General features: G+C 39.3%; 10 protein-coding genes. 3 read left to right on the top strand and 7 right to left on the bottom strand.

Annotated elements, in window-relative coordinates; translation table 11 throughout:
• Nucleotides 1-19: 19 nt before the first annotated feature.
• The 3 genes from vnfK to HGR01_RS29250 all read right to left on the bottom strand — a co-directional run bounded on the left by vnfK (nt 20) and on the right by HGR01_RS29250 (nt 5,144).
• Complete coding sequence (gene vnfK, locus HGR01_RS29260) at nt 20-1,411, bottom strand: V-containing nitrogenase subunit beta (RefSeq protein ID WP_045872184.1); 1,392 nt, start codon at nt 1,409-1,411, stop codon at nt 20-22.
• A 420-nt stretch (nt 1,412-1,831) separates the two neighbouring features.
• The gene (vnfD, locus tag HGR01_RS29255; RefSeq protein WP_096621842.1) at nt 1,832-3,616 is read right to left on the bottom strand and encodes a nitrogenase vanadium-iron protein, alpha chain; all 1,785 of its coding nucleotides are present in this window, start codon (nt 3,614-3,616) and stop codon (nt 1,832-1,834) included.
• A gap of 736 nt (nt 3,617-4,352) precedes the next feature.
• Entirely contained in the window at nt 4,353-5,144 is a 792-nt protein-coding gene (locus tag HGR01_RS29250; protein WP_045872186.1) for a substrate-binding domain-containing protein, read from the bottom strand.
• Nucleotides 5,145-6,036: 892 nt separating this feature from the next.
• Between HGR01_RS29250 and HGR01_RS29245 the strand changes: the two genes are divergently transcribed.
• Nucleotides 6,037-6,996 (top strand): type I restriction endonuclease, encoded by a 960-nt coding sequence (locus HGR01_RS29245; RefSeq protein ID WP_052335295.1) that lies wholly within the window; start codon nt 6,037-6,039, stop codon nt 6,994-6,996.
• 280 nt (nt 6,997-7,276) lie between these two features.
• Here HGR01_RS29245 and HGR01_RS29240 read toward each other — a convergent pair whose 3' ends face one another.
• Nucleotides 7,277-7,870, bottom strand: a complete 594-nt coding sequence (locus tag HGR01_RS29240) for a nuclear transport factor 2 family protein (protein WP_045872187.1) — start codon at nt 7,868-7,870, stop codon at nt 7,277-7,279.
• 149 nt (nt 7,871-8,019) lie between these two features.
• On the opposite strand from HGR01_RS29240, the gene HGR01_RS29235 reads away from it, so the two are divergent.
• Complete coding sequence (locus HGR01_RS29235; protein WP_045872422.1) at nt 8,020-13,464, top strand: ATP-binding sensor histidine kinase; 5,445 nt, start codon at nt 8,020-8,022, stop codon at nt 13,462-13,464.
• A gap of 340 nt (nt 13,465-13,804) precedes the next feature.
• On the opposite strand, the gene HGR01_RS29230 is transcribed toward HGR01_RS29235, so the two are convergent.
• The 3 genes from HGR01_RS29230 to HGR01_RS29220 form a co-directional block, all read right to left on the bottom strand.
• On the bottom strand, nt 13,805-14,992 hold the full coding sequence (locus HGR01_RS29230; protein WP_045872188.1) for an acyl-CoA dehydrogenase family protein: 1,188 nt from the start codon (nt 14,990-14,992) through the stop codon (nt 13,805-13,807).
• Nucleotides 14,993-15,030: 38 nt separating this feature from the next.
• Nucleotides 15,031-15,825: an ATP-binding cassette domain-containing protein gene (locus HGR01_RS29225; RefSeq protein WP_096621839.1), complete on the bottom strand. Its 795-nt coding sequence runs from the start codon at nt 15,823-15,825 to the stop codon at nt 15,031-15,033.
• 277 nt (nt 15,826-16,102) lie between these two features.
• Complete coding sequence (locus tag HGR01_RS29220; protein ID WP_264264079.1) at nt 16,103-16,267, bottom strand: hypothetical protein; 165 nt, start codon at nt 16,265-16,267, stop codon at nt 16,103-16,105.
• Between the two features lie 215 nt (nt 16,268-16,482).
• Here HGR01_RS29220 and HGR01_RS29215 point away from each other — a divergent pair, with 215 nt between their 5' ends.
• Entirely contained in the window at nt 16,483-17,532 is a 1,050-nt protein-coding gene (locus tag HGR01_RS29215; protein WP_045872190.1) for an LLM class flavin-dependent oxidoreductase, read from the top strand.
• Nucleotides 17,533-17,556: the final 24 nt, after the last annotated feature.

The following is a 17,556-nucleotide window of genomic DNA, read 5'->3' as shown; positions in this document are numbered from 1 at the left end:
CAGTGTGATATTCAGGCTTTTACCAAACGTTTAAGATCCATTCGCGATCGTGCTTGTATTCCATATCTGCAAACAAGGCGTTAGCGATCGCATCTCCCAAAAATTCCGCACCACGATAACCAATTACAGGGTGTTTCCACATACCTGCACGGTCAAAAGTGGGGAAACCTACACGTACCATTGGGATTTGGTTATCAATCGCAATATACCGACCTTTGGAATGACCTAAAATCAAGTCGATGTCGCCTCTTTCCTTAACGCGGCTTTCTAGTTCCCACAAATCTGCATTCCAGATGACTTCAATGTCATATTCAGCGTGGTTAGCTTTTTTGTCCAATTCAGCTAATCTGGGGTCTTTGGAAGGTGCTTGGTTATCATCACCCAACAACAGCAATACTGGCTCTAATTCTACTTCCTGACAGAATTCTGCCAAGCCAATGACTAAATCGGGGTCGCCGTAAATAGCTACACGCTTGTTAGCAAAGTACATGTGAGCTAAGTCAGCTAAAGCGTCAATAGCTTTACCTCTTTCTACTACCAAGGATTCTGGGATAGCTTTACCAGTCAGTTGTTTGATATTTCGCAACCAAGCGTCAGTATTTTTGATGCCAATTGGTGTAGGGCCGACAATTGCGGGAACACCATACTCTCTTTGCAAGAATTCAGCTGCGTTACCACCTTCATATTTGCATAAAGCAATGGTACCGACTGCATTGGCAGAACCAGCAATATCTTCAATGGTGGTATTACCAAAGGTAAAGCTTTTCATATCTGGCATGGTGGGAGCGTTGAAGGTTTCGGTATCCAATAGGATGTTACCTTCTACACCCATTTCAGCTAAGATGTGCTTAACTTCAGTTACATCACCAGGGTTAACCCAACCAGTAATGATGTTTAACTTACCATTGGGTTCGCCTTTCTTGGCTAAGTTAGTCACCAAAGACTGTACCCCAGCATCATAACCAGTTACCTGACTACCCCGGTAGCTAGGAGTATGCACAGGAATCAATTTAACTTCCCGATTGGGATACTCTTTCTTTAAGAATTTGTTGACCTTGTTGATTGTTCCTTCTACGTCATCACCAATGGTTTCAGTAGAACAAGTAGTGATGATGGGAATCAAGCGCACGTCAGGATAGCGTGCTACTATGGTTTTCACACCTTCTTCGATCCGTGGCATACCACCAAACACAGCACTTGCTTCATGGAGTGAAGAAGATGCAATGTCAAAGTTTTCTTTCAAGTGTTGAGCAAAAATCAGGCGGACAAACATACTGCAACCTTGTCCACCATGCACCAAAGGAATACAATCTTTAACACCGATAGTTGCATATTCAGCACCCGCAGGTTGACAGGTAAAGATAGGATTGATTACCCCAGAACGTTCTTTTTTGCTGACAGCTAAAGTCATCCGAATTGTCTCCTAAATAGTCTAAAGTTTTTGGAAAGAGAACTCATACCAATTCAAAATTCAAAATTCAAAATTCAAAATTCAAAATTAAGAACTACTGATTTATCAATAGGTTCTCAATTTGGATCTGGTTCAGAATTTTTGTGAATTGGTATTAGAACTTGTATTGCCCTCCAGAATTGAATTTCGCCTAAATTCTGCGGCTTTTAGTTCTGAGTTCTTTGTAAGTAATGGTATAAGTTCAAGAACACTGGGGAATCAGATAAATTGCTAGAAGATTGAAGAGAACTAGCAATTTTTCAGATTACTGAATTCAAGTATGAAAGTTAATAATTAACTCTGGCAAACTCTTACTCTCTATTTTTGTGTGCCTGGAGCGTGAGTTGAATTCATACCCGGATTCAGTAACACCCATTTTCTTTAGTAGAGAGAATGGTGCAATTCACCATTCCGAGAACCAGTGATCACGATACCGATCAGCTTTTGTTTAACTAGCTCCAGTACTGCTTTGATGTGTGCCTTATCGCTGTTCTCGAACCATGAGAATTTCTTTTTCAGGTCAAGTACAAGGATTTTGGCATCTGCGTAATGAAGCTTTTCAGGCAGGGTTTCATTAACTAGCTTTTCTCCTGAAGCAATGGCGATCGCTTTATTAATCACACCATTGATGTTCTCTTCTCTGTCCCAAGAACGAGAGTGGAACTGCCATAAACAACGCTCTTGAATGAAAGTTGTGATTTCTTCAGTCCGTTGTTGGATGTATGCTGTGACTTCTTCAGATTGCTGTTTCAGGGCCTCGCTATTATCTTTCTTGGCTTCATCATCGCGGATATCGATACCAGCCAAATTCATCAAAGGAGAGTAAATGGCATTGTACAAATCACGTGCCATATTCACTGCACCTTCAAATCCCATGTATGGCCCATTGTGATATCCATGACCGTTGATGTATGGTAGGTGCAATTTCTTGACTAACGCACCGACACGGGGCCCAGTCAACACTACATCAGGACGAATCATCTCGAGAACTTCAAAGAATTCTAGTTCATTACCATCATCAATATAGATTGTGCCTTCTTGACCTCTGGCAATGACTTTCTCAAAGTCTTCTTGGTGTCCAAACTTGGAAGACATGGATACTACTTGCATTCCTAAGTCATCTTCCAATGCTTTTGTCCAGTGCCACAATCTGGGGCCACCTGTCCAAATACAGACTTTTTTACCTTTGAGTCTTTCTTTATACCAATTCATCCTGTCTTGGTATTTAGCGACTTCTTCAGCAATCACAGCTTCGGCTCTGTCTTCAATACCAAAGAAAGCACCGATTTTCCGCAATGCTTCTTGGCAATAGTCAAAGCCCCAAGTGTCTACGTCCATCCGGGGGATGCCGTATCTTTTCTTGAGTTCGTTGGCGATATAACCGGCACTCCGGGCACAGTTGGTAACATTAAGTTGCGCTCTGTGCATTCCTCTGAGCGCGTCGTAAGTACCGTTCCCTGTAAAGTGGGCGATGATTTGTACGCCCATTTTTTCCATGTACCTTTCGAGTACAAAGGTGTCACCTTGGATGTTGTAGTCGCCGATGACGTTGATGGTGTAGGGTGAGGTAATTTCTGGTTCAAATGTACCAACTTTCTCGTTAATCCAGGCGATGTTTAAGACGTGGTGTCCTTTGGATTGGCTCACACCAGCAAATCCGGGACATTCTACACAGAATATGTCTACATCACCTAGTTCTTGTTGGGCACTTTTGACCACAGCGCGGATGTCATCACCAATTAATGCGGTGGCGCAGGTGGTGTAGACTATCATCCGTTTGATGTCGGGGAATTCAGCAAAGGCTTCCAGGATAGACTTTTTGAGTTGCTTTTCCCCACCAAATACGATGTGAGACTCTTTCATGTCTGATGACCAGACATATTTGAGTTGGAAGTGTCCGTTGTCGCTAGGATAGCGTTTGGTGTGCCAGGTGTCGTAGGCGCAGCCGATGGGGCCGTGAATCATTTGGATGGTGTCTTTGAGTACACCACCAATTACGAGTTTCGCGCCGCAATAGCTACAGCCTCTTTCTGAAAGTGAGCCGGGGATGGTTTCAATGTTTGATAGTGGTAAGAATTGGGTGGTGTCTTCGCCTTTTTCTTTGATATAAACGTGCTTTTCCCGTTCGGGAATTGTTTCGTCGCATTTCAATAGTTTCAATGGCATATCTAATTGCTCCTGACGCAATATCTATACAAGAAGAAAGTGCTTTTGTTTCTTTTCTCTGAGAAGCAATTTCCTTCTTGTTTCTATCTGTTTTAATAATAATAAAATTTTCAAATATTAAACAGTGATTTACACAACAAAACTTTAAAAAAATAAATCGGCTATTGGTACTAAATTCTAGCCTTTTATATAGACAGTTCTGTATATTTTTTGTGGGTCAATATTGCGCTTATAACTATAAATATTAATTTTATATTAACATTATTTATGGCTGTTCAAAACAGTCATAAATATTTGATTTATCTTCCCTATAAATCGGTAAATAGGCTATATAGTAAGATAGATAATATTTTATTTTTGCCAGTATATATAGGAATAAAATCCGCTAGCCATCATCTAGATTAGTTGGCTAATCTGTAATTACCTAATATAATCAGGACTGACAAATGCTTGCCCTATAAGGGTTTTGCGAGATTTAAATAGAAAAAATAAATATTTCAGAACTTATGCAAAAATAACGTAATTCCGTTATTACGAGCGACAGCAAAGTAATTTATCATGACATTGCGATTGCTTCCCTACACTTTGTTTCGGTCGCAATGACATTATCGGCGTTGCATAAGTCTTATATGTTTTAGTTAATTTTCCATTACCAATACCCCTCTTCTTAAACAAGTGATGCACTATGTTTTCCGGGAAGAAGGGGTAAAATTTTGATTGCGCTCAATCAATTTTCCTACAATAAGGGAGTGTCAAAATGATATTTGGCTAAGATTTCTTGTCCCAAGGGTGAAAGGATATACATAGCCAGCATGACTACAGAACTACGAGAGTTGTTAATCAAGGTCATGCCATAATTGGCTTTGACAGCTAAATTTTCTGGTAATTCTAATATTTGTAAACTTGGCGCTGCTAAACTTGCTAATCGAGCGTCTGTGCGATAGGTTAAAAGCATATCTACTTGTTGTGTTTCTAGGATGCAGTAAGCCAACTTATTCAGACCATAAGGAACAACAAAAGAGTTATAACCGCCTCGTAAATCTAGAACTTTTTTATTTAACTTTTCCCAACTCCCTGATTTTAATTTCTCGGCTTTTTGGAACACTTGTTGTATGTAATCGCTAGACAGTTCGGAATTAAGTGTTACTATGCCTACGCGAATATCGGAAGCTAACATTAAGTCTAATAAATTATCTGGTGTTACCTTGAGGCCAGGTTTAACTATGGCGCATATTCTATTGCTGACGAAATTGACTACAGGACTACCTTTACTAACTTGCATCAGTGCATGAGGATTTTTCAGATCCGCAGCAGCAAAGATATCTGCTTTTTCGCTTTTAAAAATCCGTTCTCGCAGCGAATCAGAATTGTCAAATTCAAGTTTTATAGGTATCTTATATTTCCTAGTAAAAGCTTGTGCAACTTCCGAAAGAGCGCCTTTTAAGCTATGAGAGGCGTACAATGTGACTGATAGGCGATCATTGTCATCAAAAAGAACCAAATTACTTAATTCCATAGCTATGCCCATAAATTGTTACCTCACAATCATTCAGTAAGTGTTGAGAAATTAATTAGTGATTACGCCAGCAATAGAGTAGTTTTGTTAGCTGAAAAGAATGTCTCCCAAGTCCTATAACAGCCAGGGAGTAGAAGAGAAATTATTGGGAGATTTCGCAGTAAATACTACAAATAGAGCAATTACCATATTTTATTGCTGACTTTAACTCAGTCATTTACAAAAAATATGGTCACTTTTAGAGATAGCGATCGCTAATTTTAACTATGACAAAATTTCGCCACCCTTTAAGTAAATCTCACGGAAGTCCGAGGGTGACAATTACAAAACTCTTCATCTGTTTGCTAGTTTGCAAGACTACTAAGTATAGACACAATTAATCGCGTCTTTCCATCTTTTGACTGACTCGATAGCGGTATCCCTTTCTATAGAATGCTGTGATTCCAAGTCGATTGATGAACTGCAAGCAGATGGAGGTATCCCCATAACTCCGAGTCTGCTACAGATCCATTGTTTCCGCAATCCTCCAGAATGTTGCGGAACATGACCATCAGTTCATCAAACGATTGGTTAACTCACAAAATGTCGTCTCATCACATAACAAGCATGGAGATTCCAGTGCCTCTTCTAGAATCCATCTTTGGTGATTTACGTTCTTGATTCCCTATATGTAAAGCATAGCATACATCTTGCAATTTTACTTGCGTTAGTTAATTTTCAATGCGAAAACTTGCAGAAATAGTAGTTATGAAGATTTTTACCAACTTAACTGGTAAAACTGGCACAACCGATACAATTTAAATAATCGATTTCAGCTTTGATAATTACTAGGTAACCAGTATATGCTCCTTGAGGGCTAATACCTAGCATTTGTATTCATTACAAAATCACTGCTTCTCTGCTGATGAATCCAGCACAGCCAAGAATAGTAACACTCAAAGCCAGCAGCCAGGACAGAAAGTTGCGTCAGCGCTTGCATCTCGCACCAACCATTGCAGCGCGACTATTCACCTTTCCAGTTCGCAATTCTTTGGGTTGGTATACCCTACAGCAGCATTGTTTAACTTGGTTCGAGGTAATTGGCTACACAGTGCTTTTGCAGTCAGACATTGATTGTGTTAGACATCCAGCACAACGTTATAGTAATAGTGAAGTAATTTTGCGCGATCGCCTGTTGAAGGCTTTGCAGAGAATTAACCCGACAATACCATTGTCTGCGATCGCAGATACCATTTCTCAGTTAACTGCCAAAAATAATTGTCTATTAGTTGAAAATAACCGTCGCTACCATAAACTCTTAACAGATGGTATTGAAATTAGTTACCCCAAAGATGGGCAAATAGTAAACGATCAACTCTGGCTGCTCGATCCATTAAATCTGCATAATAACGATTGGTTAGTCATACATCCATGTACGATTGTTGAGGGCAATTATACTCACAATTTAGATGTGGTGGTCTTTATTAATGGAATACCTTTAGCAGTAATTGTCTGGACTGACCCCAACAATCAAAAAACTAGCCTCAAGCAAGCTTATCAACGGTTGCAAGTTTACAAACAACAGATACCAACACTGTTTACCTACAATGCATTTGTAGTTATTGCTTGTGGAAGTCAAGCACGAGTAGGAACTGTAACCTCTGATTGGCAAGAGTTTTTACCTTGGCACAGTATTGATGGTGAAGATTTCTCCGCCACAGGAGAAACTGAACTAGAGATAGTAATTCAAGGAATTTTTGACAAGCGGCGCTGTTTAGAACTAGTGAAGCATTTCATAGTATTTGAAGAGAAGCAAGCTGATATCAATAAAAAATTGCTACGCCATCATTTTTGTACCAGACTAAACCGTTTCTGCTGTGATTAAAGGTATTCTTGATACTTGTCGGTTAAGGGTAAAAGGGGAAGGGTAAAAGGGGAAGGGTAAAAGGGGAAGAAAAAACCTTTAACCTTTACCCTTTCTCCTTTTCCCCAAACTCAAATCGCTTCGTCAGTAATGGCAATAAGTAAATGATTTACAATCACTATTACCATGACGACAATCAGGTACTTTCAATTCAAAAAATCTTCCATTGTTATTGCTGACATTCCACAGTCAACGACTTTAAGCGGAATAATTTATGTTTTGGAGTTACCTAAAAATTAACCTAGTTTGAAGGCATCATTAAACGCTGAGAACTAGGAGGAGAAGAAAGGTTTAAGAAAGTGATGAGTTTCAGTGTGCGACGGCGAATTTTCCAACGCCCATTTTGTTGGATAACTTCATCTTCATAAGTACCATTAGCAACATCAATGCTTGTATCAGAACGTTTGTGAGTCGCATGGAGATAGGAAGTCATCGTTGCATTATTACCATTAACGTTAATGTTGATTGTACCTATCAAATGCTGGGTAGCTACATAGCCATTCCCTTGGAATACAGCATAAACAAAATCCGCCCAAGCATTGGTGCCGATATATGTCTGGGTGGTTCCATCAGGGAAAACTGCTGTAATCGTTGCATTCGGTGTAAAGCAGTCCGGATAAATATTCTTTCCTCCTTGGAGATCTCCTCTCCCAATTGCATCTGTTCCCAAAGCGTAGCAAACCGTCAATTTTTCAATATCTAATTGAGCATTAGGTTGTGACGCAAAAGCAAATTCAAATGTCCCCCCTAGTAGTACTAGTACAGTAGCAATCACTGCTATTAAGGTTGTCATACCCGGAAAACTCATCAATCTCTGAGATTTGTTTTTTTTCATTTAATTTTGCTACCCTACGTAAGTCATTACCAATTGTGTTACCTGGAATTGCCCATCTAAATGATAGATGTCAATGTTTTTACAGCAATGCTAAATACTGTTGCATATTTGGGAATACTAAATGCGAAACTCGCAAATATACAATGAGTATGGTTAGCACTCAAGTTATTATTCCCGGATATCAAGTCAAAGAAATCATTTATGATGGTTCAAAGACTTTGGTATATCGAGCCATCCGAGAACAAGATTCCTTAAGAGTAGTCATCAAACTGCTGAAAAATTCTTATCCTAGCTTTAGCGAGCTGGTACAATTTCGTAATCAATATACTATTGCCAAAAATCTTGACTTCCGAGGAATCATCCAAACCTATAGCTTAGAAACTTACCAAAATTCTTATATATTGGTGATGGAGGACTTTGGGGGAATTTCCCTTAAGGATTATTTCAGCCATCAGACTTTACAGATAACGCCTCTACAGGAATTTTTACCAATTGCTATCTCTCTGTGCGATACCTTAGATTTTCTCTATCATCATAAAATTATTCATAAAGATATTAAACCCGCCAATATTTTAATTAATCCCGAAACAAAACAAGTTAAATTAATAGATTTTAGTATTGCTTCCTTACTACCTAGAGAAACCGAATCCCTAAAAAATCCTCAAGTTTTGGAAGGAACAATATTCTATCTATCACCCGAACAAACGGGGAGAATGAATCGGGTGATTGATTATCGCACTGATTTTTATTCTTTAGGTGTAACTTTTTACGAATTATTAACGGGTCAATTACCATTTCAATCAGCAGATCTGATGGAGTTGGTACATAGTCACATTGCTAAAATGCCTGCGGTATTAGGGAACAGGGAAGAGATTCCGCCAGTACTGTCAGATATTGTGATGAAACTGATGGCGAAAAATGCGGAAGACCGCTATCAGAGTGCCTTAGGATTAAAGCATGATTTAGAAAAATGTTTAGAACAAATCACAGAAACCGGGGAGATTCATGATTTTGAAATTGGTAAGCGGGATATTTGCGATCGCTTTCTCATCCCGGAAAAATTATATGGTAGAGAAAAGGAAGTTGAGCAGCTATTAGCAGCATTTGCCAGAGTTTCTGAGGGTGACAGCGAACTCATGTTAGTTGCTGGGTTTTCTGGTATTGGTAAAACTGTCGTAGTTAACGAAGTTCATAAACCCATTGTTAAACAACGGGGATATTTTATTAAAGGCAAATTTGATCAATTTAATCGAAATATTCCTTTTTCAGCATTTGTCCAAGCATTTCGGGATTTGATGGGGCAATTACTCGCTGAAAGTGATGCTCAAATCCAACAATGGAAAAGTAAAATTATTCAGGCATTAGGCAACGATGGACAGGTGATTATTGATGTCATTCCTGAATTAGAAAGAATTATTGGTCAACAACCACCTGCAACAGAATTATCCGGTACTGCGGCTCAAAATAGATTTAATTTATTATTCCAGAAGTTTTTACAACTATTTACAAGTAAAGAACATCCTTTAGTAATATTTTTGGATGATTTACAATGGGCTGATTTTGCTTCCTTGAAGTTAATTCAATTATTAATAGCAGAAACAAATCAAGGATATTTACTCTTAATTGGTGCATATAGAGATAATGAGGTATCGAACGCTCATCCGTTAATCATAACCTTAAATGGCATTAACAACGCGGGGGCGATAGTGAATACACTCACCCTCCAACCTCTGAGCCGCTCGACATTAAATCAACTTGTAGTTGAGACATTAAAGTGTACAGAAGATTTGGCAGTTCCACTTTCACAGTTAATTTATCGCAAAACACAAGGTAATCCTTTTTTTGCTACACAGTTTCTTAAGTCATTACATGAAGATGGATTAATTGATTTTAATTGGAGAGAAGGATGCTGGGAATGTGATATCTCTCAAATAAATCAGCAAACCCTCACCTCCGATGTTGTTGAGTTTATGGTATTTCAATTACGAAAACTACCAGAATCGACACAGCAAGTATTAAAATATGCTGCTTGTATTGGCAACTCTTTTGATTTAAAAACATTGTCAATTGTTTGCCAATTATCGGCAGTAGAAACTGCTGCGTCTTTGTGGAAAGCTTTGCAGTCAGATTTTATTTTGCCCCAAAGTGCGGTTTATAAGTTTTATCAAGATGCTGAAGAAAAAACTCAACTAAAAATTAGCGATCGCTACATATTTAAATATAAATTTTTACATGACCGTATTCAGCAAGCAGCTTATTCTCTGATTCAGGAAGCAGACAGACAAAAGACTCATTTACAAATTGGGCGATGTCTACTGCAGGCTACACCTACGCTTTTACAAAGCATTCCCCCAGCCAAACAAGCAGAACAGATTTTTGATATTGTCAATCAATTAAATATTGGTAGGATATTAATTGACGATATCCAAGAACGAAATCAATTAGCGCAATTAAATCTCATTGCTGGCACAAAAGCCAAAGCGGCAACTGCTTATACTGCGGCTGTGGAATATTCGCTAATTGGGTTAGAATTACTCTGCGAAGATAGCTGGGAAAAGCAATATCAACTAACATTAGAATTACATACATTAGTTGCTGAAGCTGCTTATTTAAGTGGTAATTTTGAGCAGATGCAACAGCTAACAGAAATTATTCTGCGAAATGCCAAAACATTACTAGATCAGGTTTTTATCTACGAAATTCAGATTACTGCTTGCATTATGCAAAGCAAACAAATAGAAGGAATCCAAATTGCCCGTTCAATTTTACAACAATTAGGGATTCAATTTCCTGAACAACCAACACCCTTAGATATTCAACAAGGTTTACAGCAAGTTATTGACAATTTACAAGGTAAATCCATCGCAGAATTAGTTCATTTACCGATAATGACAAAACCAGAAAACATCGCAGCGATGAAAATTTTAATGCGAGTCCTACCTGCGGCTTTTCAAAGCGATCCGGTGATGGTTCCCTTAATTACTTTTGCAATGGTGCAGTTATCGATTAAATACGGTAATACTCCCGTTTCTGCCTATGGTTATAGTTTGTATGGATTGCTGCTTTGTGGAGCCTTTAGTGATATTAATGCTGGCTGTGAATTTGGGAAATTAGCTTTGGGCATATTATCCAAATTTAATTCCTCAGAACTAAAAGCAAAGATATTGACCGTTGTTAATGCTCACATAGCCCATTGGCAACAGCATATTAAGGACACATTATCACCTGCGCTCGAAGGTTATTCTACAGGGCTAGAAACAGGCGACCTTGAATATGCTGGTTATTGTGCTTATATTTATCCAGTTCATTCTTTTTGGTTAGGTAAGGAACTAGAAAATCTGGAAAAAGATTTTAGCGTTTATGTTGATTCTTTGCAGAAAATCAAGCAACAAGTTGCTTTTTATTGGAGTTCAATTTATTACCAAACTGTTTTAAACCTCCAGGGAAAATCCGAACATTTAGATAAGTTAGTGGGTAAGGCTTATGATGAAGAAACTATGCTGAATATTCATCAAAAAGCTAATGATTTATATACAATTAATCACCTGTTTGTCAATAAACTATTCATTAATTATTTATTCAATGACTATGAAAAAGCCTTAAATAATGCGGAAATGGCAGAACAATCTCTAGGAGGAGTTACTGGACTGGTTGTTGTGCCTCTATTTTATTTTTATGATTCTTTAGTAAGATTAGCTTTGTATTCTAGAGTTCCACTTTCTGAGCAACCAGCAATTCTAGAAAAAGTTCAAACTAATCAGGAAAAAATGGAAGTTTGGGCTAGTCACGCCCCGATGAATTATTTACATAAATTCAACCTAGTCAATGCAGAAAAATATCGAGTTTTAGAAAGCAAATATGAAGCTGGAGATTATTATGATCGCGCTATTTCTCTTGCCAACAGCAACGGCTTCACTCAAGAAGAAGCCTTAGCCAACGAACTAGCGGCTAAATTCTACCTTGACTGGGGAAAAGAAACTGTTGCCGCAGGATATATGCAACAAGCCTATTATTGTTATAGCCGTTGGGGTAGTTTAGCCAAAACCGATGACCTAGAAACACGCTATCCCCAGCTACTAAAACCCATACTGCAACAAAGACGAATTAACCCTAATCCCTGGGAAACAATTTCCACCATTGTCTTTCGTAAAACATCTTCATCTGCTCATAGTTCCACGGCTAGTAGCAGCAATATTTCTGAAATTCTAGATTTTACCAGCGTACTAAAAGCGGCTCAAACTATTTCTAGTAGTATCGAATTAGATGAACTCCTTACTAGTCTCACAAAAATTATCTTAGAAAACTCGGGCGCAACAAAATCTGTCTTAATTCTTCCCCAAGAAGATACTTGGAAAATCCGAGCAATCACTTCTATTAATTCTCAAAGTGAAATCCAAACAATCCTTGAATTACAATTACTAGATATCTGTGAAGATGTACCTATAAAAATTATCAATTATGTCAAAAATACCCAATTACCTATTGTTATAGATAATTGTCAAATAGAGATTGCTGGGCTAATTAGCGAATATATACTCACGCATCAACCAAAAAGTGTATTATGCACACCAATTATTAACCAAGGAAATTTAGTGGGTATTCTCTATCTAGAAAATCCACTCACAAGCGGAGTATTTACTCAAGAACGCTTGCAAGTAATTAATCTACTTTCCTCCCAAGCAGCCATCTCTTTAGAAAATGCTCGACTTTATCAAAAAGTCCAACAAGCACTAGAAGATTTACAACAAGTTCAATTACAAATTGTCCAAAGTGAAAAAATGTCAGCTTTGGGAAATTTAGTAGCAGGTGTAGCCCATGAAATGAACAATCCTCTCGGTTTTATTTCTGCCAGTCTTAAACAAGCTAAACCCACAATTGCTGATCTTAGCGAACATCTGAACTTATATCAGCAAACTCTACCTCATCCAACTGAAGAAATTATTGACCACGCCACAGAAATTGACCTAGATTACATCCAAGAAGACTTACCGAAGATGATGGATGCAATGGTCATGGCGTGCGATCGCCTGAAAAATATTAGTACCAGTCTTCGCACTTTTTCACGAGCAGATAAAGATTACAAAGTACCTTTTAATATCCATGAAGGTATCGATAGCACCATTTTAATTCTGAAACATCGTCTCAAACCTAACGAACAACGTCCAGCTATTGAGGTGGTTACCGATTATGGTAATTTACCACAGGTTGAATGTTTCCCTGGACAATTAAATCAGGTATTTATGAATATTTTAGCAAATGCCATTGATGCTTTAGAAGAAGCAAACAATGGGCGGAGTTTGGCAGAAATTCAAGCAAATCCCAACCAAATTACCATTAAAACTTCATTACAAGAGAAGCATGTAAAGATTTCTATTGCTGATAATGCTCTGGGGATGAGTCCAGAAGTAAAACAGCAGATATTCGAGCATTTATTTACTACGAAAGCTGTAGGTAAAGGCACAGGATTAGGATTGGCGATCGCTCGACAAATTGTAGTAGATAAACACGCTGGGTTACTGGAATGCAATTCCTCTCTAGGAAAAGGAACTGAGTTTATCATTCAAATACCTATAGCGAGCCTAAATGAGTCGTGAAATTTTTCATCGACCCAGGGAACAGCCTGGAAAATGGTGCGTTACGCTATTTTGAAGTAGATATTTGAGTTTTGTTGATGATACAGGTGATTGCTAGGGCGATCGCAGGCGTTGCTGATTGATGGGATGATTTTTGTCTCACGCAAAGGCGCAAAGGCGCAAAGAATCGACTTTTAGCTTTTTCCCGAAGTCTGAATTCATCCCGCAAATATGCAACGCCCGATCGCACAATTAATTAACGATCCCCATTGGCAACTATCTTGGAGCCAAAGAACTTTTGGGGATTGGGGAGCAAAGGAAGTAGGGAAGAAATAACAACTACTCAATGCTCCATAGCCTATCAAGAATATTGAGTAATAATTGGTAACTCTTGATTGAGTAACCAATTACCAATGTGATTGAGTTTGTAATCTACTGGATCGTGGAGGGTAAAGGTACGCAGGTCACGCCAGTAGCGGTCAAAGCCGTATTTAGTAGCTGTGGATCTGGTTCCAGTGACTTCAAAGATGCCGTTGGTAATATTTAATCCCACACGGGTAACCAAGGCTTTGGCGGAGAAAACAGCAATTGCAATTTCTCCTCTTTCTTCAAAAGTCAAATCAGATCCTTGATCCCAAGCTTGTTGCACTTGGGTGGCGGTGCGATCGCTCAAAGCAATGGCGGCTTGCAGTTCTGCCCAAAATTCGCCATAATGCCGCAAAATATACGGGTCTTTGCTGGCACTGTCTACTCCAGAGGTAATCCAAGCTCTAGTTTGAGTTTTGGTGTATTCTTTAGCCGCAGCTAATGCGCCTTCAGCAATCCCTAAATATATGTAGGTTTTGGTTAATTGAGCGATGATTCCCAAAAATGTACCAAAAGCACTATCAGTAGGATGAGGATATCCCAGGATTTCATCTTTTTTTACCAATACATCATGAAAGGTGAATGTGTCGCTATCTGTGCGACGTTGTCCGATGTTATCCCAATCTTGGTTAGAAACTACTCCTGGTCTGTCTTTAGGAATGACAAACAACCAGGGCACTTCTACACCATCTTGGAGAGCAGAGAAGACCCGCAAATCTGCAATTGCCACACCTGTACCAAAGCTTTTTACTCCATCAACCCGAAAATTTTCGCCTTCAGGAGTAATTTTTAGCCTAGTATCGCGTGTATTAATGGCATTGGCCCAAAAGAGATTTTTTTCCGCTGTTTCGCGGTAATATCTTGATTTTTGCTCTACTGTACCAGAAACATGAGCTAAAGTAGTCAAATTCAGGTGATTGCCATACAACTGTCCAATAGAACCATCTGCTGTTGAGAGTTGTTGAATCACTTTAAAAGCTTCTGCCCAAGTTGCACCAGTACCGCCATATTCTTTGGGTACTACCAAAGGTAATAAGCCACTTTCCCGCAGCAATTGAATTTCTATATCTGGAAGTCCGGCTTTTTGGTCTCTTTCCACTGCGGTAGCTGTCAGTTCCGCAGCTACAGAAGATGCTATGGAAATCCAATCTTGAGATTCTTCTTTAGCTAATAGTTGTACCATTGCCCCTCTCAATTACGAATTACGAATTACGAATTGTTCTAAGCTGCTTCTGAATCAAGGGCATAATCAGACGCGCGATCGCTTTCTTGTCTAGTCATTACCCGTTGTAAAATCTTCTCAACTGTCTTGGCAAACTCTGCATCACCCCGAGAGCGGGGACGTGGAAAATCAATCTTGATATCCAGACCAATTTGACCATCTTCAATCAAAACTACTCTGTCTGCTAAAACTACAGCTTCTTCCACATCATGAGTAATTAACAGGGAGGTAAATTGCTGCTCCTGCCATAAATTCTCTAATAATTGTTGCATTTCAATGCGAGTTAGGGCATCCAACGCCCCTAGAGGCTCATCTAATAGCAATAGCGAAGGTTTGCTAGTTAAGGCTCTCGCTAATGCCACCCTTTGGCGCTGTCCACCAGAAAGGACAGATGGCCACTCATGAGCGCGGTCTTCTAATCCCACCGCCCGCAGCACTTGTAAAGCTGTCTGCCTCACATAAGCTTTAGAGTTAGAACCTAGTAAGCCTAGTTCCACATTTGCTATGACTCGTTGCCAAGGCAAAAGTCGCGGATCTTGAAACATCATACGGATGGTGGGATTAATCTGCTGGTGAGATTGTTGATCATTTAAAAACACACCACCTGCACTTGGTGCATCTAAGCCGGCAATTAGCCGCAGCATTGTACTTTTACCGCATCCACTACGACCCACAATAGCCACAAATTCGCCTGGCTTAATTTCTAAATCGATATTTTGTAGAACTGTTTTTGTCCCAAAAGACTTGCTTAGTTCCTTCAAGCTCAAGTGCATTCCGCGTGTTTCCAATGCCATGCGATAAAACCTCCTAATTTATGAGTGATTGTCTGTGAATATAAATGTAGAAATTTTGCTTACTGCTCTCTCGAAACCTTTACTTGTTAGCCATCAATATTGCGTTTTTTGCTCTCTCTGATATATCTCTGAATAGAGATAACTATATAAACTACGCAGTCTCAAGCAATCACAATCGGCATTTTCACCCTGAGTTATAAAAATAAGCTTTTGACCTACCATCCTTAGCTAAGAAACATTAATCTTTGGCATTTTTGCCATGAGATTTTATGCAAATTTACGCAATGCAATTAAAATACAGTAACTTGGTAGATTTTAAGTATTTTATTAAAGAAAGTTTCACATATTGAACAACAAAAGGCAAGGATTTTTGCTCAAGAGTCAAAAGCCATAGATTATTTACCCATTCCCCATTCCCCATTACCCATTCCCCATTCCCCATTCCCCATTCCCCACCTCCCACATACTGACAATTACAAATTTTCTTTACTTCACCCATTGCTTTTGTCAGCTATTTGTGAAATTATTATATACCAATACTACGGTAAATTGGTCAAAAAACCGGAGTTTATTAAAATTAATCAAATCAAACGTTCAAATTCCTGTCCCGCCTGAATTTCAGCAGAATTAGCCTCTAGTATAAAAGGGTGTAGAAATATGCCTCAGCCACGATACGGGATTTGGATTCCCGTTTACGGCAATTGTGGCGCGATGAACCATCCGTATGAACCCCGTGATGCTAGCTACAACAGAGCCAAGCAACTCATCCAACTAGCAGAAACCTATGGGTTTACCACCACTCTCATCGCCGAACACATTATCAATCCGAGAAATCAAGAATTAGACCAGCTGGAGACTTGGACAACCGCAGCCGCCCTAGCAGAAGCCACTAAATCTATAGAAATTATCGCCGCCATTAAACCTTTGCTATTTCATCCGGTAGTTTTGGCAAAAATGGCACTAAATATTGATGCCATTAGTGGCGGTAGGTTTGCAATTAATTTAATCAGCGCCTGGTTTATGCCGGAATTGCAAAAATCCGGCATACCTTTCCTACCCCATGATGAACGCTATCGCTACTCTCAGCAGTGGATGGAAGTGGTAAAAGCTTTGTGGAGTGGGGAAAAAGTTAATTATCACAGCGAATATTTTCAAATTAGCGATTTATGCTTGCGTCCTCGTCCTATCGCCCAACCATATCCGCTTGTATATTTAGGAGGAGAATCGGATGCGGCGAAGAATCTCGCAATGGAAACAGCAGATGTATTCTTTCTTAATGGTCGTCCTTTAGATGTCATCAGGGAAACTATTGCTGATGTGAGGAAGCGGGAACGGAAAAAACCTCATCCTCTGCGGTTTGCCATGTCAGCTTTTGTCATTGCACGGCCTACTGATGCAGAAGCCCAAGCCGAATATGAATACCTGCGAGAACTCGCCCAACAAGACGACAGAACGGAACTGATGAAAGGCGTGGAACCAGATGTAGTCATGTTCAAGAATATGGCGAAATATCCAGGGGTGGGAAGTAATGGCGGGACTGCTGCAGGGTTAGTTGGTAGTTATGACACCGTAGCCGCGAGAATTACAGACTTTGTGGAAGTTGGTGTAGATACTTTCATGCTGCAATTCCAACCTTTTCCTCCAGAAATGAAACGTTTTGCTGAAGAAGTAATGCCACGAGTGCGATCGCGAGAACTGGTGGCTTAATCTGCAATAATCAAGGAAGGCTTT

Origin of the sequence: Tolypothrix sp. PCC 7712, assembly GCF_025860405.1 — a bacterium.
Taxonomy (GTDB): Bacteria; Cyanobacteriota; Cyanobacteriia; order Cyanobacteriales; family Nostocaceae; genus Aulosira; species Aulosira diplosiphon.
The sequence above is the reverse complement of the archived record's forward strand: the minus strand, read 5'-3'. Positions and strand labels throughout refer to the sequence as shown.

Excerpts from the sequence above, each read along its gene's own strand:
- HGR01_RS29220 (WP_264264079.1), bottom strand. The coding sequence starts at position 16,267 with ATGGGGAATGGGGAATGGGTAATGGGGAATGGGGAATGGGTAAATAAT.
- vnfK (WP_045872184.1), bottom strand. The coding sequence starts at position 1,411 with ATGACTTTAGCTGTCAGCAAAAAAGAACGTTCTGGGGTAATCAATCCT.
- vnfD (WP_096621842.1), bottom strand. The coding sequence starts at position 3,616 with ATGCCATTGAAACTATTGAAATGCGACGAAACAATTCCCGAACGGGAA.
- HGR01_RS29215 (WP_045872190.1), top strand. The coding sequence starts at position 16,483 with ATGCCTCAGCCACGATACGGGATTTGGATTCCCGTTTACGGCAATTGT.
- HGR01_RS29240 (WP_045872187.1), bottom strand. The coding sequence starts at position 7,870 with ATGAAAAAAAACAAATCTCAGAGATTGATGAGTTTTCCGGGTATGACA.
- HGR01_RS29230 (WP_045872188.1), bottom strand. The coding sequence starts at position 14,992 with ATGGTACAACTATTAGCTAAAGAAGAATCTCAAGATTGGATTTCCATA.
- HGR01_RS29225 (WP_096621839.1), bottom strand. The coding sequence starts at position 15,825 with ATGGCATTGGAAACACGCGGAATGCACTTGAGCTTGAAGGAACTAAGC.
- HGR01_RS29245 (WP_052335295.1), top strand. The coding sequence starts at position 6,037 with ATGAATCCAGCACAGCCAAGAATAGTAACACTCAAAGCCAGCAGCCAG.
- HGR01_RS29235 (WP_045872422.1), top strand. The coding sequence starts at position 8,020 with ATGGTTAGCACTCAAGTTATTATTCCCGGATATCAAGTCAAAGAAATC.
- HGR01_RS29250 (WP_045872186.1), bottom strand. The coding sequence starts at position 5,144 with ATGGGCATAGCTATGGAATTAAGTAATTTGGTTCTTTTTGATGACAAT.